Origin of the sequence: Pseudomonas taiwanensis DSM 21245, assembly GCF_000425785.1 — a bacterium.
GTDB lineage: Bacteria > Pseudomonadota > Gammaproteobacteria > Pseudomonadales > Pseudomonadaceae > Aquipseudomonas > Aquipseudomonas taiwanensis.
Genome location: NZ_AUEC01000029.1, coordinates 14,796 through 38,809, shown reverse-complemented (window position 1 = coordinate 38,809; position 24,014 = coordinate 14,796). Strand labels below are relative to the sequence as shown.

Below are 24,014 nucleotides of genomic sequence, written 5' to 3'. Positions count from 1 at the left end.
ATTACCTCTGATGCCCGGCCGGCGCCGTGAGTTACAACAGTTCAGTAGGCTGACGGCGGACCGTCGCTGTGCAGCAGGCGCTGGAACTGTTCAGCCGAGACGGCATGGGAGATCAGGAAACCCTGAACCTGGTTGCAGTCTACCTTGCGTAGCATCTCGAGCTCCTGGGGCGTTTCGACACCCTCTGCCACCACGGTCAGCCCAAGCTTGCGCCCCAGGGCGACGATGCTGGCCAGGGCCGAAGCCAGGCTCTCGCTTTCATCGCAGCGCTGCACCAGGGCGCGGTCGATCTTGAGCTCGGTGAACGGCGTCGAGACCAGGCTCAGGTACGAGCTGTAGCCTTTGCCGAAGTCGTCCTGGGACAGGCCGAACCCCTTCATGCGCAAGCGGCAGGCGCCTGCATAGAAATTGCTCAGCTCTTCGGGAACTGAACATTCCATCAGCTCGAAGCACAGCTTGCCGGGCACGCCTTGGTGGTGCAGGACGAACTCCAGCAAGCGGTCGGCCAGGTCATGGCTGTTGAGCAGGTGGGTCGGCAGGTTGATCGAGACGGGGATGTCATAGCCTCGGTCACGCCACCGTGCCTGGGCATCCATGGCTTGCTTGAGCATCACCCACAGCAGCCTTTCCTCGAGGCCGAAGGCCTTGATCGTCGGTAGGAAGGTGCTTGGCAACAAGACTCCTTGGTCCGGATGCATCCAGCGCACCAGCGCTTCGGCTGCGACGATGCGGCCATTGTGCAAAGACTTCTTGGGCTGGAACCAGGCCTGGAAGGCTCGGTTGTTCAAGGCATCTATCAGTGTCTGGCGATCGAACTCGAGGGCTGTCGGGGCCGCCTGGGCCGGAGCCTGGTGGTGCAGTTGCAACTGGTCGATCAGGCTGCGCAGCGCAGCCGGCTCGACTGGCTTGGAAATCAGCCCAAGCACGTCCACGCCAAGGTTCTTGGCCACCAGGCTTGCAGCCATGAGCATGCGCCGCGAGGCCGCGCTCATGATCGCCAGACCGGGTTTGTGGCGAAGGCCAGCCAGGTGCTGGATAAACTGCACGCCATCCATGCCAGGCATCAGCAGGTCAGTCAGGACCAGGTCGAAGTCGCGCAGTCGCAGGCGCTCCAGCGCTTCCTGGCCATCCCGGGCTGCCTCCAGGTTGAAGGTGCCAAGCTCGCTGAACAGGTGTTGCAGGTACATGTGCTGGAAAGGGTGGTCTTCGACGATCAGGATGTTAAAGGACTTCATGGCGGCTACCTCGATACGGGGCCAGGCAGTTGAACAACACTTGCAGGTTGAAAGGCTTGATCAGGCAGCGGTCCATGCCAGCGGCCAGGCACAGTTCTTCCTCGCCACGCAGTGCGTTGGCGGTGGCGCCGATGATGGGCTGGGCGCAGCCCAGACCGCGCAGGGCTCGGGCCAGTTCGTAGCCGTTGATACCGGGCATGTTGACGTCGGTCAGCACCAGGTCGAAGTGCTCGCGTTTCCAACTTTGCAGGGCCTGCTCGCCATCGCTGGCCAAGCTCACGCTGCAGCCGAGCTCCTCGAGCTGGTCGCGAAGGATCAACTGGTTGATGAGATTGTCCTCGGCAACCAGCACGTGCAGCCCAAGCGGCTCCGGCGCGCGAACGTCGGGTACGGCTTCGTGCCTGGCACTGCGCAGGCCCTGGGCCTGGGCGACGGCATGGTGCAGGGCGCCCAGGTCGTTGAGGTTGACCTGCCAGTGACCGGCTTCGTGGCGGGCTTCCCAGCATCCCTGGGCGCTGGCCAGGATCCGCGGGCCAGGCCATTCTCCGACCAGGCAGCGCTCGACGCTGCCTGGATGCAGTTCGACCAGCAGTTCGCCGGCCAGAGCGCAGCCCGGCGCACCGACCTGGGCACGAGCCCCCCAGCGACATAACCAGCCAGCGATGGCTTCTGCCAGTTCGCGCGCCGGCGATACCACGTGAATGCGCTCTGCCAGAAGATTGAACGGGGCATTGCTGCGGCCGGACGCCACTTCCAAAGGCAGGGTCAGGCTGAAGCTGCTGCCAAGGCCCAACTCGCTTACCAGGCGCAGTTGGCCATTCATCAATTGGGTCAGCCGCTGGCAGATCGGCAGCCCAAGGCCTGTGCCGGGTATGACCTGGGTATGGCCCTCGGTCTGGTAGAAAGGGTCGAAGATGAACGGCTGGTCCTGTTCGGCGATGCCCTTGCCCGTGTCCGAGACTTGCCACAACAGGCAGGAGCGCTCGCCATCGCGGTTGAGCAGCCGGACCCGCAACACCACGCGGCCGCAATCGGTGAACTTGACCGCATTGCTCAGCAGGTTGTTGAGGATCTGGCGGATCCGGTTGACGTCACCGATCAGGTGTTCCGGCAGGCGCGGGTCCAGACAACTGTAGAGCAGCAGCCCCTTGCTCCTGGCCGCCGCGCTGTAGCCCTGGATTACCTCGCGGACCAGCTCCAACGCACTGAACTCGCTGAGTTCGAGGGCCAGTTGACCTGCCTCGATCTTGGACACGTCGAGGACGTCGCAGATCAACTGCAGCAAGGTCGAGGAGGAGCCTTCGATGGCTTGCAGGTAGTCGCGCTGCTGGGCGTCCAGCGCAGTACGCGACAGCAGCTCCAGGGTGCCCAGCACACCGAAGAGCGGCGTGCGGATCTCATGGCTCATGGTCGCCAGGAACTGGGTTTTCGCTTCGTTGGCCGTGTCGGCAGCGCGCCGGGCATCCTCCAGCGCGGCCTCGATCTGCTTGCGCGCGCTGATGTCGCTGAATGCGCACAACAGAACCTGCTCGCCCTTGTAGCGGGTTGGCGAACAACTCAGGTACAGGTGACGCCCTTCGGCGCTCTCGAAATAGTCGCTGTACTGGCCTTCGTCTGGTTCGAAGACTTTCTCTATCCATTGCGCGCTGCGCGCGTCCCGTGCCTGGCCTTGGCCCAACCACTGCTGGGCCAGGTGATTTTCCAGCACGACCTGTCCATCGCTGCGTCGCAGCACGCACAGGGCCACAGGTGCTGTTTCGATGACATCACGGCTGAACATTTCGCTTTCGACCAGTTCGCGGATACGTTCGACCGTTGGGGTGAAGAAGCGCTGGTCGAAACGCTGGATCAGGACTCTTATCAAGGTGATGCTGAGCACGCAGAACAGCAGGGCACCGAGCAGTTGCTGCCACACGCCGGCGAGGATCGCGGACAGGCCGATCGCGTATACCAGTTGCCAGTCCGAGGACATCAGCGGCTTGCTGATGACCAGGTACTCCGGCAGTAGCCCCTGGCCGACAAAGCCGAAGAAGTCCTGACCCACGGGCTTAGGTAGCGAGCGGTTCAATGCCGGGCCCTGACTGTTGGTGAACACCAGCATCCCGTCGGCGTTGAACATCATGAATTCCCCCGCGCTGGCATCCTTGAGCGATGGCGCCACCGCCTGGCTGTCGATTTCCAGGCCCAGCCAGCCGGAGTCCGCGTCGCGTTCGTCCAGGCGCAGGAAGATGAAAAGGCGCGAGCTTTGCGCGCCCTGGTCGGCCAGCCACAGTTCCCGTGGTGCCTTCACCCGTTGCCCTGCATCGCGGAGTCGGTCGAGCAGGGCGCGTGAAGGCTCCGGCGCCTGCGAGTCGACGTTGTACAGCCAGCGCATGGGGGCTTGGGCATCTGCGCCGACATACAGCAGGTTGACATGGCGCGCCCTGAGATAGGCGCACATGCGTCGTGTCAGCCACAGGCTCCAGCGCTTGCCCGGCTGGTTGCCCAGTTGCAGGTGGACCTCTTCGCCCGGTGCCAGGGGCACCGCTTGGACGCCAGGAACGGCCTGGCGCACGGTTGCGAGGCTCAGGCTTTCGAGCAGTGCCTCACGGTTGGTGAAAAAGGTATGCGCCTCGGCGATCGCACTGCTCATGGCGCCGTGGCGCCGGGCAATGTCGGTGTTGAACGTGAAGGACAGGAAATTGTAGGCCGCGCCGAGAATGCCGGCCGAGAGTACGAACGCCAGCAGCCGAAGCAGCCGGCGTGCTGCTTCGGGGTCGGAGAGTAGAGGGTTGATCTGTTGCAGATAGGCTTTGAGTCGCATCCGGCAAATTTAGGCCCGCCGCTGGCAACTAGACATCAGACGATCCTTAAACGGGCCTGGTCGCGGTGTTACTTGTAGAAAAGGTCCACCAGCGCCATGGCCTCGAACGTACCGGGGACAGGGGCCGAGCGCCAAATCAGGTCGGCACGGAACTCGTTGCGGATCAAGCCCGGTGTAGTGAGGTCCGCCAGCTTGAACCAGGTATCGAAGGGCACCGGTTGGTTGTTGTCCTGCTGGGTCAGGGCGATGCCGACAGAGCTGTTATTGCCGGGCACCAGCAGTTTGTCGATGACACTGGCGCTGCCGGCAACCGGGCTGAAGCGAGCACTGACGGCGTACGGCGTGTTGCAGGTTCTGACCAGGTCGAGGCTGAAATTGGCCGAGCTGGCGACCTGGCCGATTTGTGCCGAGCTGGCGAGGGCGCGGCGGAAATTGACCACCGAAGGTAAGATGGTCAGCTCGGGCGAACAGGGTACGAAGCGCACGTTGTTCATACCGGTGACGACATAGTTGAGGTTGCTGTCAGGCTTGGGGTTGAGTCCGCCCTTGCCGTCCAGCTGGAACACCCGATATTCACTCAGGACGCTGGCTTGTCCATCGGTCGGCGTTTCACCGTATTTTTCGATGAACACGGTGAAGGTCAGGGTGAAGCGGGCCTTGTCCCAGCCCGTGCAGTTCGCCCAGTTGCAACCGTGGAACGAGTTGAAACCGGTGCTGACCGCGCCCGAACTCTGGGTGATGGTCTTGGATCCGTAGCGAATCCCGACCCGTATGCCCTTGCCGATGCTGATTTTCGCAGGGTTGACCCAGAAATAGACGTCTTCCCGTACGCCTGTTTCGTAGTCATCGGCGCAGATGACCGGCACTGAATGTGGCGCAGATTCCCAGATGATCGTGCCGTCCGCCGCGTCGGCCGGCACCGCCAGCGCGGTACCCAGGGCCTCCTTGAACACCGACGCCTTGGAGGGGTCCAGCTTGCATGACAGCGCATAGCTGGTGGCCGGGCAGCTGGCTGCAACGAAGAGCAGGCCCAGCAGGGCTTTTCGAATTGGGATCATGGGGGGCTATCCTGTAACGGTGTGTTCACGGCAGCGCGACGCGGTGGCGTTTCTGCAGGCCGATATCGGTGAGCTCGCTGAATGCCACACGACTCTGTGCAGGCAGTGTCGAAGGCGCTTCGAGGGTGAGCGATTCCCCTGGGCGCAGGAGGAGGTAGTCCGTAAGCGGGTATGACTGCCCGAGGCTATCGAGTTGGAGATCGATCAGCGAAACATGGAAGGCACTTGGATTGCTGACTTCGATCGAACGAGGCTCGCGCTTGCGCCATTGCAGGCCGGTGGCCGCTTCGCTGGACGAGCCTGGCAGGCCGGCGGGACGATAGAACAGCTTCAGGCGCTGGCGGATGGCGAACTGCAGGGTATCGGTTTGCGCGGGCTTGCGCGGGATCTCGAGGATGTTCAGCCAGAACAGTGATTCCCGGTCCTGGGGTAGGCCCTTGCCTGCGTACAGTATCCGCAGCGTCTGTTGACCGTTGGGGGGGATCAGCGTCAATGGCTGGACGATGGCGAAGGGGGCATCGTCGTGCTCGTCGGGTGCGCTGACCCAACTTTGCATGACCGTGTCCAGGTCGCTGCGATTGATGACGTTGAGGCTCGCTTCCTTGTTCGTTCCCAGGTAGACAAGGCGCGTGCCTTCGATCTTGAGTTGGGCCCAAGCATTGGACGCCAGGCCCGTCATGACGATCGCCGCCATGGCTGGGAGCAAGAGGGTACGAAGCGAGCGCGGCGACATGGTCAGGGAATGGCTCCGGTGATGCGGGTCGGGAGAGTCTCAGCCATCCTAGGCATCGCAGCGGTCGCAGGCTTTGAGACGTTTCTTAAATTGGCTTCTTTGTTTTGTGAACTACCTCACGCCCGCGGCCAGGCTGCCTGACGTTCATCCGATAGGCTCAACATTGGGTTATCGGGAGAGTGAAAATCATGGGCAGCAAGCGATTCGCATTGAGTGTTGCAGTGTGCCTGGGCCTGGTTGGTCAGGCCCAGGCAGACGCCGTCGTTGTCTCGGGCATGCTGCAGTTCACCGGCAGCATCGTCGAGCCGTCGTGCACGACCACCGCCGGCACTGGCGGCTGGCGAATGGAGGCCTGTCCGGCGCTGGCTCGTGACAGCGTCATCGGTATCCAGGGCGTGGACGATCTGGCGGTGCCGGTTCGGGCGTTACGGGTCGACCGAGGGCCTACCGTCGATCAGGCTTACAGGCTGGTCGATGAGCGCGGCGAGCCCCCGACACAAGGTCACTACGTGGTCATCCTGACGTCACCGTAGGCCTTGAATACCGTCGGCGTTCGTTCGAACCGCGTCGAAGGAAAACCTGAAGGTACGTCGGACTGCATTGAATGACCTGACGCTTCGTGTGGCGAAGCGGCTGCGCATTTTGATCAGTAAGTTGTAATTTCCGATCATTGAGCCCATTCAAACGGCTGTTTAATGTCGCAGCAGATAAACGATAGGCCCCGCCAGCGTGCGAGGTGCCTGCATTTCCGTGATCACGCCACATGGGGAACCGTTTCATGGCTGCCGACCGCTATCCGCACTTGCTGGCCCCGCTCGACCTGGGCTTTACCACCTTGCGTAACCGCACCTTGATGGGCTCGATGCACACCGGCCTTGAAGAGCGTCCCGGCGGTTTCGAACGCATGGCGGCCTACTTTGCCGAGCGCGCGCGCGGTGGCGTCGGGCTCATGGTCACGGGGGGTATTGCGCCCAACGATGAAGGGGGCGTTTATTCTGGCGCGGCCAAGCTGAGCACCGAGGAAGAAGCCGACAAGCACCGGATCGTCACCGACGCCGTGCACGCCGCTGGCGGCAAGATCTGCCTGCAGATACTCCACGCCGGGCGCTATGCGTACAGCCCACGCCAAGTCGCGCCCAGCGCCATCCAGGCTCCGATCAACCCCTTCAAGCCCAAGGAGCTGGACGAGGCGGGGATCGAAAAGCAGATCGCCGACTTCGTCAATTGTGCCGTGCTGGCCCAGCGCGCTGGATACGACGGTGTCGAGGTCATGGGGTCGGAAGGGTATTTCATCAACCAGTTCCTGGCCGCCCACACCAACCACCGCACGGACCGCTGGGGTGGCAGCTACGAAAACCGCATGCGCCTGGCGGTCGAGATCGTCCGCCGCGTGCGCGAGGCGGTAGGGCCGGCATTCATCATCATTTTCCGCCTGTCGATGCTCGACCTGGTCGAAGGTGGCAGCAGTTGGAATGAGATCGTACTGCTGGCCCAGGCCATCGAGCGCGCAGGCGCGACGCTGATCAACACCGGCATCGGATGGCATGAGGCGCGAATTCCGACCATTGCCACCAAAGTGCCGCGCGCGGCATTCACCAAGGTCACCGCCAAGCTGCGCGGTGCGGTCAAGATCCCGCTGATCACCACTAACCGCATCAACACGCCGGAAGTGGCCGAGGCGGTGCTGGCCGAGGGCGATGCCGACATGGTCTCGATGGCCCGGCCGTTCCTGGCGGACCCAGATTTCGTCAATAAGGCCGCCGAAGGCCGTGCCGATGAAATCAACACCTGCATCGGCTGCAACCAGGCCTGCCTGGACCACACGTTCGGTGGCAAGCTGACCAGTTGCCTGGTCAACCCACGGGCCTGTCACGAGACCGAGTTGAATTACCTGCCGGTCACGAAGGTCAAGCGGATCGCCGTGGTCGGCGCCGGCCCTGCCGGTCTGGCGGCCGCGACCGTGGCTGCCGAGCGAGGCCATGAGGTGACCCTGTTCGATGCAGCAGACGAAGTGGGCGGCCAGTTCAACGTCGCCAAGCGGGTGCCGGGCAAGGAAGAGTTCTTCGAGACGCTTCGCTACTTCCGCAACAAAGTGCGCAGCACCGGCGTAGAGCTGCGCTTGAACACCCGTGTCGACGTCGAGGCATTGGTGCAGGGGAAGTTCGACGAAATCATCCTGGCGACCGGCATTGTTCCCCGTACCCCGGCCATTCCAGGGGTCGAGCACAACAAGGTCCTCAGCTACCTGGACGTGCTGCTGGAGCGCAAGCCGGTGGGCAAGAGCGTGGCGGTGATCGGGGCGGGCGGTATCGGTTTCGACGTTTCCGAATACCTGGTGCATCAGGGGGTGGCCAGCAGCCAGGACCGTGACGCGTTCTGGAAGGAGTGGGGCATCGATACGCACCTCGAAGCACGCGGCGGCGTGGCGGGTATCAAAGCCCAGCCGCATGCGCCTGCACGGCAGGTGTACTTGCTACAGCGCAAGAAATCCAAGGTCGGCGACGGCCTCGGCAAGACCACCGGCTGGATCCACCGTACGGGCTTGAAGAACAAGCATGTGCAGATGCTCAACAGCGTCGAGTACCTGAAGATCGACGACGACGGCCTGCACATCCGCGTCGGCGAGGGGGAGCCGCAGGTGTTGGCGGTGGACAATGTGGTGATTTGCGCCGGGCAGGATCCACTTCGTGAGTTGCATGAAGGGTTGGCGGCGGCGGGGCAGTCGGTTCACCTGATCGGTGGGGCCGACGTTGCTGCCGAACTGGACGCCAAGCGGGCGATCAACCAAGGGTCGCGGTTGGCGGCGGAGCTTTGAGCCACTCGCTGTCCAAGTAGTTGCGGTGGTGCTGACCTTTAGGCTTGAAGGCTGGCACCATCGGTTCGGACATGGTTTCTGGCTCAGTGCTAACGAGCGCTTTATGGGAAAGTCGCAATTTCGGTCACGTTGTGCATATCGCACCTAGGCATAAGCGGTTGTTGCGAGAGCAATGTGGGTAGGTAGGAAAGCGCCTGCTCGGTGAGGTCGGGCAGCGAGCCGCAGATCGTTGTGTGCAGGTTTATGGCAAGGCTCTACCCGTATTGCGGCGCACGAGGAGTGGTGGTGAGCAGGGTAACGATATCGCCCAATGCCCCTGACAGCGCCATTGCATTTCCGGCCACCCATAACTTGGCGCTGCAAGTGTGCAACCGTTGCAGGCAGAGGTGACCCTCACTGACATTGGCCAGCCATCGGGTGAATACATCGATGCGCTGAGCCAGATCCTCGGCTTCCAGGGTTTCGGGAGGCGCGATAACGAACGCTGAGGATATGAGAGGCTCGCCTTCCTCAAGAGACAGGCGAGCGACGTTAAAAAATGAATCTCTATCTGTATGCAGGGGGGGCTGGGGCGCTTAGGAAGATTCGTTATCTATTCGTGGAAAGGTGGCTCATGCCCCAGGCCCTGCTGCTTCGCCTGGTAAACTGCAGCACCAACCAAGGTCTCTCGCCATGTCCCCGTGCCTCTCAGAGCTACCCTCCGCGTTCTTGCAAACTTTTCATCTGCCATGGCTGCAAAACGCTGCGATCGAAGCCGCCATCCTGCGCCTGGACCTGATCGACCCGCTGATCAGCGGCAACAAATGGTTCAAGCTGCGCCACCACCTGCAACGCGCACATGAAAAGGGCGCGCCCGGCCTGATAAGCCTTGGCGGCAACCATTCCAATCACCTCCACGCCCTGGCCGCTGCCGGTAAACGCTTTGGTTTCGCCACGGTGGGGCTGCTGCGCGGTCATGCCCAGGACACGCCAACCGTTCGGGACTTGCAGGGCTTTGGCATGGAGCTGCACTGGCTTGGATACGACGGTTACCGTGCGCGCCACGAGCCCGGTTTCTGGGCGCCCTGGCAGGCTCGCTACCCGGGATGGCACTGCATTCCCGAAGGCGGTGGCGGGTTGGCGGGCGCCGAGGGTTGTGCAGCGATCGTCGAGCAGGCACAGGCGCAACTGGGAGCGCTGGGGTGGTCAGCGTACGATGCCTGGTGGTTGGCGGCAGGAACCGGGACCACGCTGGCGGGCCTGGTACTGGCCGAGGCGGGTAGGCACGCCGTTCATGGCGCGTTGGCAGTGCCGTGGGATCATGGTGTGCCGCAGACGGTCAGGGAACTGGTCGGCGCTGACGGTTACCAGCTGCACGAAGCCTGTCGTGGCGGTTTTGCCAAGTTCGATGAGGACCTGCTGGCGTTCGTCGACGCGTGCGAGCGACACAGTGGTGTGCCGCTCGAAGCCGTCTACACCGGCAAGGCCTTGCTGGCCTTGCGCGACCAGGCTGAGGCCGGGCTGTTCGAGCCCGGCACCCGCCTGATCTTTCTGCACACCGGTGGCCTGCAGGGGCGGCGCGGTTACTTGTAGGGCAGCATGCGCAGCAGCGTGTTGTCGCGCTGCACATAGTGGTGGTACAGGCCGGCCAGTGCGTGCAGGCCGATCAGCCAGTAGCCCCAGCTGCCCACGCGCTCATGCCAGCCCTTGATGAACTTGGCTTGATCCGGGTCGGCACCGATCAGGTGTGGCAGTTCCAGGCCATAGAACGGCACCGGCTTGTCGGCGGCGCTCAGAATCAACCACCCGGCCAGCGGCAAACCGATCATCAACAGATACAGCGCCAGGTGCATCAGGTGCGCGAGGCCGGTTTGCCAGGCAGGTGGCTTGGGCACGATGGGGGGTGTCGGTCGAGTCACCCGTACGGCAAGGCGCAACCAGACCAGCACGAATACCGTCAGGCCAAGCATGAAGTGCAGGTCTTTCATCAAGTTGCGTTCGGCGCTGTCCTTGGGGAACAGGCCGCGCAACTCGATGCAGGCGTATACAGCGGCGAGCAACACCAGCATCAGCCAATGCAGGGCGATGGACAGGCGTGCGTAATGAGTCGCGGGGGTGGATGAAGCCATGGTCGGTCCTCGTCATCAGGTCGAAAAGAACGCTCTTGGCGGCGCTCGTTCCTAACTGTAACTGGTACGGGAATCTTTTTTTTGCTTTAGATCTGTGAAACTTCGTCGATACAATCCGCTGAGCGATGGCGAATAGCTATTTGCTGTTAGCTCAAGGAAGCAAGTTATACGATTTTCTACACAAGGACTCTGTGTAAATGAAACCTTTCACAGCCGCTTCGAAGGCGGCGCTGCTTTGTGCTTTATCCACTCTCATGCTGGGCGGTTGCCAGCAAACCCCCGAAACCAAACCGCTTGCCAACCTGACCATCCCCCTGTGCGTCAACGACCAATGCGCGGTCATTGACCAGACTGGCAGTTTGCTGGTGGGCCCCGATAACACTTATTCGGGCCTCTACACCGTACCTTTCAGCAATTCCTTCATTTTTGGCGATGGTGATCACTGGAGCCTGGCCCGCCGTGATGGCAAGCAGGTGATCAAAGCCGATATCACCGATGAGCTGTATACCCTGACCCCTGGCTTGTTCGGCTTTGTCCGTGATGGCAAGGTCGGTGTGATGGACGAGCAGGGCAAGGAAGTCCAGCCGGCGCTCTTCGACACCGTATATGTCGGCGGCGAGAATGACTTCATCGTTTATGAAGTGAACGAACTGCGCGGCATTCTCACGGTCAAGGGCGAGAAGGTCAGTGACCCGGTGTTCGATTCGATGTACGTGCGTGGCGCCATGAAAGGTAACTGGGTGCTCGCCAAGCGCGAAGGCGAAAGCTGGGGCTATAACCTGGATACTCGCACGCTGCGCAAGCTCGACTTCGATGACATCGTCGTCGTCGGCGACGGCCACCTGGTGGTCAAGCGCGAAGGTGCCGAAGGCTCGGGTCTGGCCGATGCCGCGGGTAACCTGGTGGTGCCTTTCGGCAAGTTCTGGCTGGGTAACCCAGGGGCTGGATTGGTGGCCTTCAAGGCCACCTACGACGGGATGTGCGGCTATATGGATTACCAAGGCAAGACGGTCATCGAGCCTCGGTATGAAACCTGCGAAGCGTTCGGCAAGACCGGTGCGATGGTGCAACAGCCGCGTACCGAGGCGGGAAGGGGCAAGGCGGGGATGATCGGCCATGACGGCAAGTGGCTGATCGAGCCGAAGTACGACTCCATTGGTGATGCGGGTACCGGCACCGGCATGATCGGTCATCGTCCGGGCTTCAGCCATATTGGCGTGATGCAGAACAGTTTCCTGGCCACCTTTGGCACCGTCGACCTGGATAAAGGCACCGTGTTGATCGAGCCCACTTATGCTGAGGTCGGTGTGCTGGCGCCTGAGCGTTTCGCCTATTCCGAGCTGCAATCGCCGCGCAAGACCGTCAAGGTCTGGGGGATGCCCGATCAGGTGCGCACTGTGGGGATGATGGATGCCAAAGGCACGGTGTTGATCAAGCCGGAGCAGTTCGTCAGGCTCTCGCTGACCGCCGACAAGCAGCACGTGCTTGCCGCCGAGGGTGAGTCCACCGACGCCAATCGCGCCCTCTACGACCTGGACGGCAAGTTGTTGGTGCCGGCCAAATGGCAGGCCATCAAAGTCGACATGGACCGCGGAGTGATCTTTGGTTATCGCGTCGAAGGGTACAACGACGATGCGGTCAGCACCTTGCGGGCCATGTATCGCCTCGATGGCACGGTGGTGTTCGACACCAACCGCTTACCGTGCGGTGCCGAGCAGGTAGTCGATGGCAAGGGCAAGGTGCTCTGGCCGACCGATGCCCAAGCCCACTGCCCCAAGGCTGAACCGGTAGCCGACGCCTCCTGAGGCACGGCGTTCTCAAAGGGGCAGGTGCGGCCAGTCGTCAGCGACCAGGAACAGCCGCTCTGCCTCTTCCCACGCCCCGTCCGCCTGCTCCTCCAGGCGGACCAGCAATTGTGCAGGGGCATGCTCGTCCAGTGCCTGCAACCATTCGCCGATGCCAGCACGCACCAGCAGGTCCTCGGCCTGGAAGCGAGCCGGTGCCAGCCACGCGTGGCGCGGCAAAGGCTGCCAGCACTGCTGTGGTGGCGGTGACCAATCCTTGCGGTGCGACCAGTGCCCACGCAAATGTTGCGGATTGCTCGGCGACGGTGAGTCGGTCTGGCCGGGACAGGGGTAGAACAGGTAGCCGCTCATCCACAAGTGCGCATTGATCTCATCGACACCCAGATCGGCCAGCCTGTCACGTGCCTGTGCACTGCGCGACATGGGCAACTGGTGACCCACGACATGGGCCAGTTTGCTGCCTAGTCGGTCGTGGCAGCCGGGGCCCAGCCAATCGGCCGGGTCGTGGCCGTCAGTCTGCTGGGGGCCGAGGTACAGCTTTATCGCCAGTTCCAGATGATGCACGCCCTCGCGATCGCGCAGGAGGATATCCAATTCGCCCAGCGTTCTACCGCCTTGGCGAATCGCCAGGTTGCCGGCCAGCAACTCGACGCCAGGGGCGTGGCGCAGGGCAAACTGCCAGAGACTTTCGTAGTACAAGCCCAAACGCTGGCTGGTCAGCTGTACCAGCCAGGCGCGCAGCGGCTGGTCGTCGGCATCCAGCGACCGTAGCCACAGCGCCAGGCCTTGTGGATCGTCCGCCCAGGCACTGCCCGTCAGCGGATGGCGCTGGGGGCAGGGCGGGGCACTGAGCAGCGGCGGCGACAGCAGTACCCATGCCAGGTCGCGAACCGCTGGGCGGCGAAGTTGGCGGGGCAGGTCGTGCAGATCGGCAAAAGGCATCATCCTGCGAGCATAGCCGGTTTGCCGCTGCCCGGTCGTTTCGCCCATAATCCCGGCATAGTCACCCGCCGCAGAGCCTCGCAGGAGCCCCATGGAGCAATTTCGCAATATCGGTATCATCGGACGCCTTGGCAGCTCGCAGGTGCTCGACACCATTCGCCGACTGAAAAAATTCCTCCTCGAGCGCCACCTGCACGTGATCCTCGAGGACACCATCGCCGAAGTCCTGCCCGGCCATGGCCTGCAAACCTCCACCCGCAAATTGCTAGGCGAGGTCTGTGACCTGGTCATCGTGGTAGGGGGCGACGGCAGTCTGCTGGGCGCCGCCCGCGCCTTGGCCCGTCACAATATTCCGGTGCTGGGCATCAACCGGGGTAACCTGGGCTTTCTGACCGATATCCGCCCGGACGAGCTGGAAGTGAAAGTCGCCGAGGTGCTCGACGGCCATTACCTGGTGGAAAACCGCTTCCTGCTGCAGGCCGAGGTGCGCCGCCATAACGAGGCCATCGGACAGGGCGATGCGCTCAACGACGTGGTGCTGCACCCTGGCAAGTCGACGCGGATGATCGAGTTCGAGATCTACATCGACGGCCAGTTCGTCTGCAGCCAGAAAGCCGACGGCCTGATCGTCGCCACGCCCACCGGCTCCACCGCCTATGCGCTGTCCGCTGGCGGCCCGATCATGCACCCCAAACTCGACGCCATCGTGATCGTACCGATGTACCCGCATACCCTGTCTGGGCGGCCGATCGTGGTGGACGGCAACAGCGAGCTGAAAATCGTCGTGTCCAAGGACCTGCAGATCTACCCGCAGGTTTCCTGTGATGGCCAGAACCACTTCACCTGCGCCCCTGGCGACACCATCACGGTGAGCAAGAAGCCACAGAAGCTGCGCCTGATCCATCCGCTGGACCACAACTACTACGAGGTCTGCCGCACCAAGCTCGGCTGGGGCAGCCGCCTGGGAGGTAGGGACGACTGATGCTCGATCCGGCGCGAAGTTTCGACATCATCGGCGACGTGCACGGCTGTGCACTGACCCTCGAACGGCTGCTCGACGCCCTCGGCTACAAACGGGTCGGCGGTGTCTGGCGCCACCCTCGGCGCCAGGCGTTGTTCCTGGGTGACATCGTCGATCGCGGGCCGCGCATTCGCGAGGCGCTGCACATCGTCCACGACATGGTCGAAGCCGGCCAGGCGTTCTGCATCATGGGTAACCATGAATACAACGCCCTGGGCTGGGTGACCCCGGCACTGCCGGGCAGTGGCAAGGCCTACGTGCGCGAACATACACCCCGGCATGCCCGCCTGATCGACGAGACCCTGACTCAGTTCGCCCATCATCCAGGCGACTGGCACGACTTCCTGCAGTGGTTCCATGAGCTGCCGCTGTTCGTCGATGCCGGGCGTTTCCGCCTGGTGCACGCCTGCTGGGACGCCCGTCTGATCGAACCGTTACGCCAGCAATATCCGCAAGGGCGCATCGACGAGCATTTCATCCAGGCATCGGCGGTGTCCGGCAGCTTTGCCGCCACCGTGTGCAATCGCCTGTTGCGCGGCACCGACATGCGCCTGCCGGACGGCCTGACCCTGACCGGTGGCGATGGCCTGACCCGAGCCTTTTTCCGCACCAAGTTCTGGGAGGAAGACCCGCAGACCTACGGCGACATCGTGTTCCAGCCCGATGCCTTGCCGGAGGAAGTGGCCAGGACACCGCTCAGCCACACCGAGAAAAATGCTTTGCTGCGCTATGCCGAGGACGAGCCCATGCTGTTCGTTGGCCATTACTGGCGTAGTGGCCGACCGGCGCCGATTCGCGACAACTTGGCCTGCCTGGACTACAGCGCGGTGCTGTACGGCAAACTGGTGGCCTACCGGCTGGATGACGAAACCCGTATCGACCCGCACAAGTTCGTCTGGGTCGATGTCGACCGACCGCAGGCCAACCAATGAACGTCGTTGAAGTGATACGCCTGCCGCTGACGGTCGACCTCAGCGGCTTCGTCCAGCTGCTGCAGCGCCTGCAGGTGCCGCACCGTGTGATCGTGGAGGGCGAAGCCCAGGTGCTGTGGGCGCCAGAGACAATGGCCGCCGACGTCCTCCAGCTTTATCAGCGCTTCCCGGACGGCAACGCCGACGTACCGCTTGCGCAACCCCCTGTGGAAGCCAGTATGCCGGTGAATGCTCCAGCACCACCGTCCCTGGCCGAACAAGCCCGTGCCTGCAAGGTCACCGCCTTCATCCTGTTCCTGTGCCTGGTGGTCGCTGGCCTCACTGGCTTGGGCGAGAACTTCACCACCATAGGTTGGTTCACCTTTCTGGACTTCCGCGTCCAGGGCGAATACCTGTACTTCACCCCCTTGGCGCAAAGCCTGGGCGATGGGCAATGGTGGCGGCTGGTCTCGCCCATGCTGTTGCACTTTGGCGTGCTGCACCTGGCGATGAATGGCCTATGGTACTGGGAGCTGGGCAAACGCATCGAACTGCGCCAGGGTCCATGGATGCTGCTCGGCCTGACCCTGTTATTCAGCCTGGTGTCCAACCTGGCCCAGCATTTCGCGAGCGGGCCGAGCCTGTTCGGCGGCTTGTCCGGCGTGCTGTACGGGTTGCTGGGGCACATCTGGTTGTACCAATGGCTCGCGCCGAACCCGCTGTTCAGCCTGCCCAAGGGGGTACTGGTGATGATGCTGATCTGGCTGGTCATCTGCCTGACCGGCGTGGTCGGCCAGCTCGGGTTTGGTCAGATCGCCAACGCCGCCCATGTCGGCGGGTTGCTCATCGGATGCTTGACGGGCCTCTTGGGTGGGGCCCTTGCCCGGCGTAAACTGTCGGTTTGATTACGGCTTTGTACGAGAAGTGCCTGCCCGACCATCATGCTGCGTTGAAAACAGGCTCGGATAGCGTATTTACAAACAGTAAACTCCGCTTCCTCGCCTGTTTTTGCCTCGCCTGATCGCCGTTCGGCGATTTTCGTCCAAACCCCAGGAGACGCTATGTCCACTTTCGCGCAAATGATCGAAAACATTACCCCTGAAATCTATGCAAGCCTGAAAACGGCCGTGGAAATCGGCAAATGGTCCGATGGCCGCAAACTCACCCCCGAGCAGAAAGAGCTGTCGCTACAGGCCGTGATCGCCTGGGAGATGAAGAACCTCCCCGAGGAGCAGCGCACCGGCTACATGGGCCCGCAAGAGTGCTCGTCGAAATCTGCGCCAATCCCTAACATTCTGTTCAAGTCGGACTCGGTACATTGATCGAACTCGCTCGTGGCTCTCTGAGCAAGATGGCGGTACGCCTGGAAGCGCCGGTCGTCCAGTACAGCTTCCGCCTGGATGACACGCAGGTGCCGGTGAACCCGCTGATCGGGCAGTCGATCCGCCTGGAATACCTTGGCGCCATTCATTGCACCCACTGTGGCAAACGCACCAAGACCAGCTTCAGCCAGGGCTACTGCTACCCGTGCATGACCAAGCTGGCCCAGTGCGACGTGTGCATCATGGCCCCGGAGAAATGCCACTACGACGCAGGCACTTGCCGCGAACCCGCCTGGGGCGAGCAGTTCTGCATGACTGACCACGTGGTGTACCTGGCCAATTCGTCGGGTATCAAGGTCGGCATCACCCGCGCCACTCAACTGCCCACCCGCTGGCTCGACCAGGGGGCTAGCCAGGCGCTGCCGATCATGCGCGTGGCCACCCGTCAGCAATCGGGTCTGGTCGAAGATGTGCTGCGCAGCCAGGTACCGGACCGCACCAATTGGCGCACGCTGCTAAAGGGCGACGCCGAGGTGCTCGACCTCATGGCCATCCGCGAGCAGATCTTCGACGCCTGCGCCGACGGTATCCGCAGTTTGCAGGAGCGTTTCGGCTTGCAGGCCATCCAGCCGTTGGCGGATGCCGAGGTGGTCGAGATGCGTTACCCGGTGGAGGCTTACCCGAAAAAGATCGTCAGCTTCAACCTCGACAAGGACCCGGTGGTGGAAGGCACGCTGCTGGGCATCAAGGGCCAGTACCTGATTTTTGACACCGGCGTGATCAACATTCGCAAGTACACGGCCTACCAACTGGCCGTGCTTCAGTAAAGGATCGTCACCATGCGCACCGAACAACCGCAAGTGATCTACCTCAAGGATTATCAGGCCCCTGAGTACCTGATCGACGAGACGCACCTGACCTTCGAGCTGTTCGAGGACCACACGCTGGTCCATGCGCAACTGGTCATGCGCCGCAACCCCGAGCGTGGCGCCGGTCTGCCGCCGCTGGTGCTCGATGGCCAGCAACTGGAACTGTTGCGTGCGTCGCTGGACGATCAGGAGTTACAGGCGGGCGACTACCAGCTCGATGGCGACAGCCTGACCGTGCAGCCTGAAGGCGAGCGCTTCACCCTCGATACCAGCGTGAAGATCCACCCGGAATCCAACACAGCCCTCGAAGGCCTTTACAAGTCCGGCAAGATGTTCTGCACCCAGTGCGAGGCAGAAGGTTTCCGCAAGATCACCTATTACCTCGACCGCCCGGACGTGATGAGCACCTTCACCACCACGGTGATCGCCGAGCAGCATCGCTACCCGGTGCTGCTGTCCAACGGCAACCCGGTCGGCAGCGGCCCGGCCGAGGATGGCCGGCACTGGGCGACCTGGGAAGACCCGTTCAAGAAGCCGGCCTACCTGTTCGCCCTGGTGGCCGGAGACCTGTGGTGTGTCGAGGACAGCTTCACCCGCCAGTCCGGTCGCGACGTGACCCTGCGCATTTACGTCGAGCCCGAGAACATCGACAAGTGCGACCACGCGATGGTCAGCCTCAAGAACTCCATGCGTTGGGACGAACAGGTCTACGGCCGTGAATACGACCTGGATATCTTCATGATCGTCGCGGTCAACGACTTCAACATGGGCGCCATGGAAAACAAGGGCCTGAACATCTTCAACTCCAGTTGTGTGCTGGCCCGTGCCGAAACCGCCACCGACGCCGCCCACCAGCGCGTCGAAGGCGTGGTTGCCCACGAGTATTTCCACAACTGGTCGGGCAACCGCGTGACCTGCCGCGACTGGTTCCAGCTGTCGCTCAAGGAAGGCTTCACGGTGTTCCGCGATGCCGAATTCAGTGCCGACATGAACTCGCGCACGGTCAAGCGCATCGAGGACGTCGCCTACCTGCGCACCCACCAGTTCGCCGAAGATGCCGGCCCCATGGCCCACCCGGTGCGCCCGGACAGCTTCATCGAGATCTCCAACTTCTACACCCTGACCGTCTACGAGAAGGGCGCCGAGGTGGTGCGCATGGTCCGTACCCTGCTGGGCGCCGAGGGCTTCCGCAAGGGCAGCGACCTGTACTTCGAACGCCACGATGGCCAGGCGGTGACCACCGATGACTTCATCAAGGCCATGGAAGACGCCAACGGTGTCGATTTCACCCAGTTCAAGCGTTGGTACAGCCAGGCCGGCACGCCGCGCCTGGAGGTTAGCGAGTCTTATGACGCGACGGCGCAGACCTACAGCCTGACGTTCCGCCAGAGCTGCCCGGCGACCCCGGACAAGGTCGAGAAGCTGCCGTTCGTGATCCCGGTCGAACTGGGGCTGCTCGATGCTGCAGGCAACGACCTGCCACTGCAGCTGGCCGGTGAAGGCTCGGCAGCAGGTACCACCCGTGTGCTGTCGGTGACCGAAGCCGAACAGACCTTCACCTTCCAGGGCATCGCGGCCAAGCCGCTGCCGTCGCTGCTGCGCGGTTTCAGCGCCCCGGTGAAACTGAGCTTCCCGTACGACCGCGACCAACTGATGTTCCTCATGCAGCATGACAGCGACGGCTTCAACCGCTGGGAAGCGGGCCAGCAGCTGTCGGTGCAGGTGTTGCAGGAGCTGATCGGCCAGCATCAGCGCGGCGAAGCGCTGAAGCTCGACCCGCGGCTGATCACCGCCCTGGGCACCGTGCTGGGCAACGCATCGCTCGATGCAGCCATGGTCGCCGAAATGCTGTCGCTACCGGGCGAGGCCTACCTCACCGAGATCAGCCAGGTGGCCGATGTCGATGCGATCCACGCAGCTCGCGAGTTCGCTCGCCAGCAAATCGCCGAGCAGCTGTTCGACGCGCTGTGGGCCCGCTACCAGGCCAACCGCGAGGTATCGCGCAACACCCCCTATGTGGCGCAAGCCGAGCACTTTGCCCGTCGCAGCCTGCAGAACATCGCGCTGTCCTACCTGATGCTGACCGGCAAGCCGCAGGTGCTGGAAGCGACACTTGAGCAGTTCGAGCACTGCGACAACATGACCGAGCGCCTGACCGCCCTGGCCGTGTTGGTCAACGCCTCGTTCGAAGCCGAGCGGGCCAAGGCGCTGGAGGCCTTTGCCGAACATTTCAAGGACAACCCGTTGGTCATGGACCAGTGGTTCAGCGTGCAGGCGGCCAGTGCGTTGCCCGGTGGCCTGGCGCGGGTCAAGGCGCTGATGCAGCACCCGGCCTTCACGTTGAAGAACCCGAACAAGGTGCGTGCGCTGATCGGTGCGTTCGCCGGGCAAAACCTGGTCAACTTCCATGCGGCCGACGGTTCCGGGTACCGCTTCCTGGCTGACCTGGTGATCGAACTGAATGCGCTGAACCCGCAGATCGCTTCGCGTCAGTTGGCACCGCTGACCCGCTGGCGCAAGTACGACGATGCGCGGCAGGCATTGATGAAGGGCGAGCTGGAGCGGATTCTCGCTTCGGGCGCGCTGTCCAGCGATGTGTATGAAGTGGTGAGCAAGAGCCTGGCCTGAGTGCCCGATAAGCTGAACTCGCCTCTTCGCGGGTAAACCCGCTCTTACAGGTACACCACTGCGGTGGGATGACGGTAGGAGCGGGTTTACCCGCGAAGCTTTTGGGGCGGTTAACAAAACATAACGTCCTGCCCGTTGTATTGCCGCGACGTTCCCCGATAGCATGACCCCAAGCTATTGCAGGCCTCTAGATCAGGCTTTTCGCAGTACCTGCAAGGCACAGACCCACCAAGAAAAACACAACAGGGGACGGTCATGAGGGAGCGGTTTTTGACGCAGGCCAGGCGTGGTGCCTGGCCGTTGGCGACCGGTGCGATGCTGGCGCTGGCATTGGGTATGTGGGCGCACACCACGCAAGCGGCCGCCGCCCAGGAGTATTCCACCGAGTCGGCCAAGGCCAGCCAGAGCCTGTTGATCGACGCTGCCCATGCCGGAAAACGGCTGGTGGTGGTGGGGGATCGTGGCCATATCCTGTTCTCCGACGACCAGGGCAAGGCCTGGACCCAGGCACGCGTGCCCACCCGGCAGTTGCTGACCGCTGTCTTCTTTCTCGATGACAAACGCGGCTGGGCGGTCGGTCACGATGCCCAGATCCTCGCCAGCAACGACGGTGGCGCGACCTGGAGCAAACAGTTCGAAGACCTGTCCCGCGAGTCGCCGCTGCTCGATGTCAGCTTCCTCGATGCCCAGCATGGATTTGCTGTCGGTGCCTATGGCGCGTTGCTGGAAACCACCGATGGCGGCCAGCATTGGCAAGATGTGGCCGAGCGCCTCGACAACCCCGATCAACTGCATCTCAACGGTATTGCCCAGGTCAAGGATGCGGGCCTGTTCATCGTCGGCGAGCAGGGCTGCATGTTCCGCTCGGGTGACAACGGCCAGACCTGGTCGAAGGTCGAGGGGCCTTACGAAGGGTCGCTGTTCGGTGTGATCGGCACCTCCCAGCCTCGCACGCTGCTCGCCTATGGCCTGCGCGGCAACCTGTTCCGCTCCACCGATTTCGGCGACACCTGGCAGCCGATCGAACTCAAGGCCACACGTGGCACGCTCGAATTCGGCCTGGCAAGCGCTACGCTTCTCGATGACGGCACCCTGGTGCTGGTCGGCAATGGTGGCAGCGTGCTGCGCAGCCACGATGACGGCCAGACCTTCAGCGTCTATAACCGCGCCGACCGCATCGCCTTGGCCGGAGTCAGTGGCCTGGCCAACGGAGGCTTGTTGCTGGTGGGGCAGGGCGGTGTGCACCTGGCCACAGCCGAAGGTGGCGAGCAAACTACCGGGGAGGTGCGTCCATGACCAGTCGCGAGAGCATTACCATGCATCCTCACCACCAGGACAAGGCCACGTTGCTGGAACGCCTGATCTTCAACAACCGCCCGGTGGTCATCGCTTTGTGCCTGCTGGTGAGCATTTTCCTGTTCTGGCAGGCCACGCAGATCCGCCCGTCCACCAGCTTCGAGAAAATGATCCCACTGCAGCATCCGTTCATCGAGCAGATGATGGAGCACCGCAACGACCTGGCGAACCTCGGCAATACGGTGCGCATCTCGGTCGAAGCAGTCAATGGCGACATCTTCGACAAGGACTACATGGAGACCCTGCGTCAGATCCATGACGAGGTGTTCTACATTCCCGGTGTCGATCGCGCAGGCCTCAAGTCGCTGTGGAGCCCCAGCGTGCGCTGGACCGAAGTCACCGAGGAAGGTTTCTCCGGTGGTGAGGTGATACCCAACACCTACAACGGCTCGGCCGAGAGCCTCGACGCGCTGCGCGACAACGTGCTCAAGTCGGGCCAGGTCGGTCGCCTGGTGGGCAACAACTTCAAGTCCAGCATCATCGATGTGCCGTTGCTCGAGCGTTACCCGGACCCACAGGACCAGGGTAAGCTCATCAAGCTTGACTACCAGCAATTCTCCCACCAGCTGGAAGAGAAGATCCGCGACAAGTTCCAGGCCCAGAATCCCAACGTGAAGATTCACATCGTGGGCTTCGCCAAGAAAGTCGGCGACCTGATCGACGGCCTGGTGATGGTGGCGATGTTCTTCGGTGTGGCGCTGCTCATCACCTGGGCCCTGTTGTACTGGTTCACCTGGTGCATCCGCAGCACCATCGCCGTGCTCATCACCACCCTGGTGGCGGTGGTATGGCAGCTAGGGCTGATGCACGCGGTCGGCTTTGGCCTGGACCCTTACTCCATGCTGGTGCCGTTCCTGATCTTCGCCATCGGTATTTCCCATGGCGTGCAGAAGATCAACGGCATCGCGCTGCAGTCCAGCGACGCCGACAATGCCCTGACTGCCGCGCGGCGTACTTTCCGCCAGCTGTTCCTGCCGGGCATGATCGCCATTCTCGCCGACGCGGTGGGCTTCATCACCTTGTTGATCATCGACATCGGCGTTATCCGCGAACTGGCCATTGGCGCCTCCATCGGTGTCGCGGTGATCGTATTCACCAACCTGATCCTGCTGCCGGTGGCGATTTCCTATGTGGGCATCAGCAAGAAGGCCATCGAGCGCAGCAAGAAGGACGCCACCCGTGAGCATCCGTTCTGGCGCCTGTTGTCCAACTTCGCCAGTGCCAAGGTGGCGCCGGTGTCGATCGCCCTTGCTCTGGTGATGTTCGCTGGCGGGCTCTGGTACAGCCAGAACCTGAAGATCGGCGACCTTGACCAGGGTGCGCCGGAATTGCGCCCGGACTCGCGCTACAACCAGGACAACAATTTCATCATCAGCAACTACTCCACCAGCTCTGATGTGTTGGTGATCATGGTCAAGACGCCGTCCGAGAGCTGCTCGATCCACTCGACCATGGCGCCGATCGACGAGTTGATGTGGACCATGGAGAACACCCCTGGCGTGCAGTCGGCGATCTCTTTGGTGACGGTGTCCAAGCAAGTGATCAAGGGCATGAACGAGGGCAGCCTGAAATGGGAAACCCTGTCGCGCAACCCGGACATCCTCAACAACTCCATCGCCCGCGCCGATGGCCTGTACAACGCCGATTGTTCGCTGGCGCCGGTGCTGGTGTTCCTGAACGACCACAAGGCCGAAACCCTGGAGCGGGCGACTGCTGCGGCCAAGGCCTTTGCCGACAGCCACAACAAAGAGGGGCTGCAGTTCCTGCTCGCGGCCGGTAACGCCGGTATCGAGGCGGCCACCAACGAGGTCATCAAGTCCGCCGAGCTGACCATTCTGATCCTGGTGTACATCTGCGTGGCGGTGATGTGCATGATCACCTTCCGTTCCTTTGCCGCCACCCTGTGCATCGTGCTGCCACTGGTGCTGACTTCGGTGCTGGGTAACGCGCTGATGGCGTTCATGGGCATCGGCGTGAAGGTCGCCACCTTGCCGGTGGTGGCCCTGGGGGTGGGTATTGGCGTTGACTACGGCATCTACATCTACAGCCGCCTGGAGAGCTTCCTGCGCGCAGGCATGCCGTTGCAGGAGGCCTACTACCAGACCCTGCGTTCTACTGGCAAGGCGGTGTTGTTCACCGGGTTGTGCCTGGCCATCGGGGTATGCACCTGGATCTTCTCGGCGATCAAGTTCCAGGCTGACATGGGGCTGATGCTGACCTTCATGCTGCTGTGGAACATGTTCGGTGCGCTGTGGCTGCTGCCGGCGCTGGCGCGGTTCTTGATCAAGCCGCAGAAGCTGGCGGGCAAGGAGGGTGGGTCGATCTTCGCCCATTGACAGCCGTGGGTCTTGATCGCCGGCAAGCCGGTTCCTACCCGGGGGTAGGAACCGGCTTGCCGGCGATAAGGC

18 protein-coding genes are annotated in these 24,014 nt (G+C 62.4%); 12 read left to right on the top strand and 6 right to left on the bottom strand.

Features of this window, described 5'->3' with window-relative positions; all coding sequences use genetic code 11:
• Positions 1–41 precede the first annotated feature (41 nt).
• From pvrR to H620_RS0113965, 4 genes are all read right to left on the bottom strand, one after another.
• On the bottom strand, positions 42–1,235 hold the full coding sequence (gene pvrR, locus H620_RS0113980; protein ID WP_023379479.1) for a response regulator cyclic di-GMP phosphodiesterase PvrR: 1,194 nt from the start codon (positions 1,233–1,235) through the stop codon (positions 42–44).
• Positions 1,222–4,038, bottom strand: a complete 2,817-nt coding sequence (locus H620_RS0113975; protein ID WP_027907524.1) for an ATP-binding protein — start codon at positions 4,036–4,038, stop codon at positions 1,222–1,224. The genes pvrR and H620_RS0113975 overlap by 14 nt, the downstream gene beginning before the upstream one ends.
• 68 nt (positions 4,039–4,106) lie before the next feature.
• Positions 4,107–5,096, bottom strand: a complete 990-nt coding sequence (locus H620_RS0113970; RefSeq protein ID WP_027907523.1) for a fimbrial protein — start codon at positions 5,094–5,096, stop codon at positions 4,107–4,109.
• Between the two features lie 25 nt (positions 5,097–5,121).
• Positions 5,122–5,829: a fimbrial biogenesis chaperone gene (locus H620_RS0113965; protein WP_049818788.1), complete on the bottom strand. Its 708-nt coding sequence runs from the start codon at positions 5,827–5,829 to the stop codon at positions 5,122–5,124.
• A gap of 188 nt (positions 5,830–6,017) precedes the next feature.
• Here H620_RS0113965 and H620_RS0113960 point away from each other — a divergent pair, with 188 nt between their 5' ends.
• The 3 genes from H620_RS0113960 to H620_RS0113945 all read left to right on the top strand — a co-directional run bounded on the left by H620_RS0113960 (position 6,018) and on the right by H620_RS0113945 (position 10,216).
• Positions 6,018–6,362, top strand: coding sequence for a hypothetical protein (locus tag H620_RS0113960; RefSeq protein ID WP_023379483.1), 345 nt, complete (start codon positions 6,018–6,020; stop codon positions 6,360–6,362).
• Between the two features lie 245 nt (positions 6,363–6,607).
• Positions 6,608–8,644, top strand: a complete 2,037-nt coding sequence (locus H620_RS0113955; protein WP_023379484.1) for an NADPH-dependent 2,4-dienoyl-CoA reductase — start codon at positions 6,608–6,610, stop codon at positions 8,642–8,644.
• Between the two features lie 672 nt (positions 8,645–9,316).
• The gene (locus tag H620_RS0113945; protein WP_023379485.1) at positions 9,317–10,216 is read left to right on the top strand and encodes a 1-aminocyclopropane-1-carboxylate deaminase/D-cysteine desulfhydrase; all 900 of its coding nucleotides are present in this window, start codon (positions 9,317–9,319) and stop codon (positions 10,214–10,216) included.
• Here the strand turns inward: H620_RS0113945 and H620_RS0113940 are convergent.
• Positions 10,207–10,752 (bottom strand): cytochrome b, encoded by a 546-nt coding sequence (locus tag H620_RS0113940; RefSeq protein ID WP_023379486.1) that lies wholly within the window; start codon positions 10,750–10,752, stop codon positions 10,207–10,209. The genes H620_RS0113945 and H620_RS0113940 overlap by 10 nt on opposite strands.
• A 197-nt stretch (positions 10,753–10,949) precedes the next feature.
• On the opposite strand from H620_RS0113940, the gene H620_RS0113935 reads away from it, so the two are divergent.
• A complete protein-coding gene (locus H620_RS0113935; RefSeq protein ID WP_027907521.1) occupies positions 10,950–12,557 on the top strand; it encodes a WG repeat-containing protein in 1,608 nt (535 codons plus the stop codon).
• Between the two features lie 12 nt (positions 12,558–12,569).
• Here the strand turns inward: H620_RS0113935 and H620_RS0113930 are convergent, their stop codons facing one another.
• Positions 12,570–13,547, bottom strand: coding sequence for a DUF1853 family protein (locus tag H620_RS0113930; protein ID WP_027907520.1), 978 nt, complete (start codon positions 13,545–13,547; stop codon positions 12,570–12,572).
• Positions 13,548–13,590: 43 nt separating this feature from the next.
• Here H620_RS0113930 and H620_RS0113925 point away from each other — a divergent pair, with 43 nt between their 5' ends.
• The 8 genes from H620_RS0113925 to H620_RS0113890 all read left to right on the top strand — a co-directional run bounded on the left by H620_RS0113925 (position 13,591) and on the right by H620_RS0113890 (position 23,942).
• The gene (locus tag H620_RS0113925) at positions 13,591–14,481 is read left to right on the top strand and encodes an NAD(+) kinase (RefSeq protein ID WP_023379489.1); all 891 of its coding nucleotides are present in this window, start codon (positions 13,591–13,593) and stop codon (positions 14,479–14,481) included.
• Complete coding sequence (locus H620_RS0113920) at positions 14,481–15,452, top strand: metallophosphoesterase (protein ID WP_023379490.1); 972 nt, start codon at positions 14,481–14,483, stop codon at positions 15,450–15,452. The genes H620_RS0113925 and H620_RS0113920 overlap by 1 nt, the downstream gene beginning before the upstream one ends.
• Entirely contained in the window at positions 15,449–16,336 is an 888-nt protein-coding gene (locus H620_RS0113915) for a rhomboid family intramembrane serine protease (RefSeq protein ID WP_023379491.1), read from the top strand. Before H620_RS0113920 ends, H620_RS0113915 begins: the two co-directional genes overlap by 4 nt.
• A 156-nt stretch (positions 16,337–16,492) precedes the next feature.
• Entirely contained in the window at positions 16,493–16,753 is a 261-nt protein-coding gene (locus H620_RS0113910) for a YeaC family protein (RefSeq protein ID WP_023379492.1), read from the top strand.
• A complete protein-coding gene (locus tag H620_RS0113905) occupies positions 16,750–17,580 on the top strand; it encodes a DUF2797 domain-containing protein (protein ID WP_027907519.1) in 831 nt (276 codons plus the stop codon). The genes H620_RS0113910 and H620_RS0113905 overlap by 4 nt, the downstream gene beginning before the upstream one ends.
• A 12-nt stretch (positions 17,581–17,592) precedes the next feature.
• Complete coding sequence (pepN, locus tag H620_RS0113900) at positions 17,593–20,250, top strand: aminopeptidase N (protein ID WP_027907518.1); 2,658 nt, start codon at positions 17,593–17,595, stop codon at positions 20,248–20,250.
• Positions 20,251–20,505: 255 nt separating this feature from the next.
• A complete protein-coding gene (locus tag H620_RS0113895; RefSeq protein WP_027907517.1) occupies positions 20,506–21,546 on the top strand; it encodes a YCF48-related protein in 1,041 nt (346 codons plus the stop codon).
• A 20-nt stretch (positions 21,547–21,566) separates the two neighbouring features.
• On the top strand, positions 21,567–23,942 hold the full coding sequence (locus tag H620_RS0113890; protein WP_027907516.1) for an efflux RND transporter permease subunit: 2,376 nt from the start codon (positions 21,567–21,569) through the stop codon (positions 23,940–23,942).
• The last annotated feature ends 72 nt before the right edge of the window (positions 23,943–24,014 follow it).

Excerpts from the sequence above, each read along its gene's own strand:
- H620_RS0113935 (WP_027907521.1), top strand. The coding sequence starts at position 10,950 with ATGAAACCTTTCACAGCCGCTTCGAAGGCGGCGCTGCTTTGTGCTTTA.
- H620_RS0113915 (WP_023379491.1), top strand. The coding sequence starts at position 15,449 with ATGAACGTCGTTGAAGTGATACGCCTGCCGCTGACGGTCGACCTCAGC.
- H620_RS0113925 (WP_023379489.1), top strand. The coding sequence starts at position 13,591 with ATGGAGCAATTTCGCAATATCGGTATCATCGGACGCCTTGGCAGCTCG.
- H620_RS0113960 (WP_023379483.1), top strand. The coding sequence starts at position 6,018 with ATGGGCAGCAAGCGATTCGCATTGAGTGTTGCAGTGTGCCTGGGCCTG.
- H620_RS0113940 (WP_023379486.1), bottom strand. The coding sequence starts at position 10,752 with ATGGCTTCATCCACCCCCGCGACTCATTACGCACGCCTGTCCATCGCC.
- H620_RS0113955 (WP_023379484.1), top strand. The coding sequence starts at position 6,608 with ATGGCTGCCGACCGCTATCCGCACTTGCTGGCCCCGCTCGACCTGGGC.
- pvrR (WP_023379479.1), bottom strand. The coding sequence starts at position 1,235 with ATGAAGTCCTTTAACATCCTGATCGTCGAAGACCACCCTTTCCAGCAC.
- pepN (WP_027907518.1), top strand. The coding sequence starts at position 17,593 with ATGCGCACCGAACAACCGCAAGTGATCTACCTCAAGGATTATCAGGCC.
- H620_RS0113970 (WP_027907523.1), bottom strand. The coding sequence starts at position 5,096 with ATGATCCCAATTCGAAAAGCCCTGCTGGGCCTGCTCTTCGTTGCAGCC.
- H620_RS0113920 (WP_023379490.1), top strand. The coding sequence starts at position 14,481 with ATGCTCGATCCGGCGCGAAGTTTCGACATCATCGGCGACGTGCACGGC.
- H620_RS0113930 (WP_027907520.1), bottom strand. The coding sequence starts at position 13,547 with ATGGGCGAAACGACCGGGCAGCGGCAAACCGGCTATGCTCGCAGGATG.
- H620_RS0113890 (WP_027907516.1), top strand. The coding sequence starts at position 21,567 with ATGCATCCTCACCACCAGGACAAGGCCACGTTGCTGGAACGCCTGATC.
- H620_RS0113945 (WP_023379485.1), top strand. The coding sequence starts at position 9,317 with ATGTCCCCGTGCCTCTCAGAGCTACCCTCCGCGTTCTTGCAAACTTTT.
- H620_RS0113895 (WP_027907517.1), top strand. The coding sequence starts at position 20,506 with ATGAGGGAGCGGTTTTTGACGCAGGCCAGGCGTGGTGCCTGGCCGTTG.
- H620_RS0113910 (WP_023379492.1), top strand. The coding sequence starts at position 16,493 with ATGTCCACTTTCGCGCAAATGATCGAAAACATTACCCCTGAAATCTAT.
- H620_RS0113975 (WP_027907524.1), bottom strand. The coding sequence starts at position 4,038 with ATGCGACTCAAAGCCTATCTGCAACAGATCAACCCTCTACTCTCCGAC.
- H620_RS0113965 (WP_049818788.1), bottom strand. The coding sequence starts at position 5,829 with ATGTCGCCGCGCTCGCTTCGTACCCTCTTGCTCCCAGCCATGGCGGCG.